At 61.3% G+C, this 1798-nt stretch carries 2 protein-coding genes and 1 pseudogene; 1 reads left to right on the top strand and 2 read right to left on the bottom strand.

The window, feature by feature from the left end:
- A partial coding sequence (locus AC1DN0_RS40990) for a response regulator transcription factor (protein WP_477146607.1) occupies positions 1 to 270 on the bottom strand: 270 nt, incomplete at its 3' end.
- A gap of 241 nt (positions 271 to 511) precedes the next feature.
- Here AC1DN0_RS40990 and AC1DN0_RS40985 point away from each other — a divergent pair.
- Entirely contained in the window at positions 512 to 1462 is a 951-nt protein-coding gene (locus AC1DN0_RS40985; RefSeq protein WP_477144645.1) for a GlxA family transcriptional regulator, read from the top strand.
- A 58-nt stretch (positions 1463 to 1520) separates the two neighbouring features.
- Here the strand turns inward: AC1DN0_RS40985 and AC1DN0_RS40980 are convergent.
- A pseudogene (locus AC1DN0_RS40980) lies at positions 1521 to 1646 on the bottom strand (hypothetical protein); the annotation flags it as partial.
- Between the last annotated feature and the right edge of the window lie 152 nt (positions 1647 to 1798).

Raw genomic sequence — 1798 nt, 5'->3', positions numbered from 1 at the left:
GAAGCCCGTCATGAAGATGAAGGGCATGCGATGGACCTCGGTGGCCTTTTGCTGAAAGTAGAGTCCGCTTTCACCTTGCAGGCGGACGTCGAGCAGCAAGCAGCTCGGTCGGTCGGGCTTCTCGGACGCGTTAAAGGTGGCTGTGTGCTCGAAGGTACGCGCGGCAAAGCCGGCGGAGCGGAGGAGGCTGCACAAAGATGTGCGGATTGCGTCTTCGTCGTCGACAATGTAGACGAGTGGCCGCTCGTCGCATGTGCGATTGCTGGGCATGCTTGTTCGGTTGCCGGTTCCGGGGCGGAGCCCCACGCCTGCGGGGGCGCCGCGAAGGCATGGCAAGGATAGGGTTGGACGTGTCTCCGCGGACAGACGAATTCGCGGAGATTCCGGACATCTTCGGGCTGCGTGGCGCTCGACTCAGGCAGTCGACTTGACAGCGTTAGGCGCCGGGAATAGATTGCGCGAGAGTCTCAGGAAACTGTCATTGAGACGCTGACGTAACACGAGAGAAGTAATGCGGCAAATCGGCTTGATTCTAGAAAATGGATTCCAGGTCATCGGTCTCTCGGCGCTATCCGCGTTCGAACTGGCCAATGTGGAGCTCGGCGAAGAGGGCTACCGCATGACGATCCTCTCCCAATACGGCGGTATCGTTCACTCGACGATTGGCTTGGGGATCGTGACCACCAAGTTGGACGCGATGCCCGATACGTTGATGGTTGCGGGGGTTCGTGTCCCCGGCCCCCTGGATCCCGGGCTGAAGTCCTACATCAGCCGCGCGGCCAGCGAGGCACGACGTGTCGCGGGCATCTGCACGGGCGCGTTCGCGCTTGCMGAGGCCGGCGTGCTGGACGGAAAGACTGCTACCACCCACTGGCTGCATGCCAGACGATTGCAGGAAACCTTTCCTCAGGTTCGTGTCGACGAGGATCGGATTTTTGTGCAGGACGGAAACATTTGGACCTCGGCCGGCATGTCTGCGGCGATGGACCTCGCCCTGGCGCTCATCGAGCACGACCACGGCGCGGCGCTGGCACGTAACGTGGCCCGACGCCTGGTCGTCTATTACCGCCGCCCCGGTGGGCAATCCCAGTTTTCGGCATTRCTGGAACTCGAGCCGCGCAGCGATCGTGTCAAACGCGCGCTGATCTACGCGAAGGAAAATCTGCGCAATGCGCTGACGGTGGAGGAGCTAGCGGATGCCGCGCGCCTGTCGCCGCGGCAGTTCAGCCGTGTCTTCCGCGAGGAGACCGGGCAGTCCCCGGCTAAGGCCGTCGAGATGCTCCGGCTGGAAGCGGCCAGAACCATGCTCGAGTCAGGTCGTCACCCGATGGAAACCGTGGCGCGGGACACAGGGTCTGCGGACCGCGATCGTATGCGCCGGGCCTTTGTACGCGCCTACGGCGTGTCGCCAAGCAGCATCCGGCGAAAGGACGCACTAGTAGAGCTGGAAGCGACGGAATGAACTGACGGCCGGGGACCGATGCGACAAGTTTCGAGCATGTCTGACCCAGCGACGCTAGGATGCGCAGCTTCGCACTCACCGGCTTGCGAAATGACGTGCATCTCGGCTTGAATACGGCCTCACCCCTACGGATACCGACACCAGACAAGCCGCATAGGGAATCCTGGCGCGCGGTAGTCAGTACCCACGAGCGGTCGGTGCCTCACTCTCGAAGTGCATTATAAGTAGCTTATGGGGCTCAATACTCATGCTGGTATCGATTCGAGATTGCTAATTGCCGGTTACAGATCCATCGTCATCGAGGATGCCAAAGCCCTTTGAGGGAACACTATCAGG

This window comes from Cupriavidus sp. 05N39 (assembly GCF_056397325.1).
The sequence above is the reverse complement of the archived record's forward strand: the minus strand, read 5'-3'. Positions and strand labels throughout refer to the sequence as shown.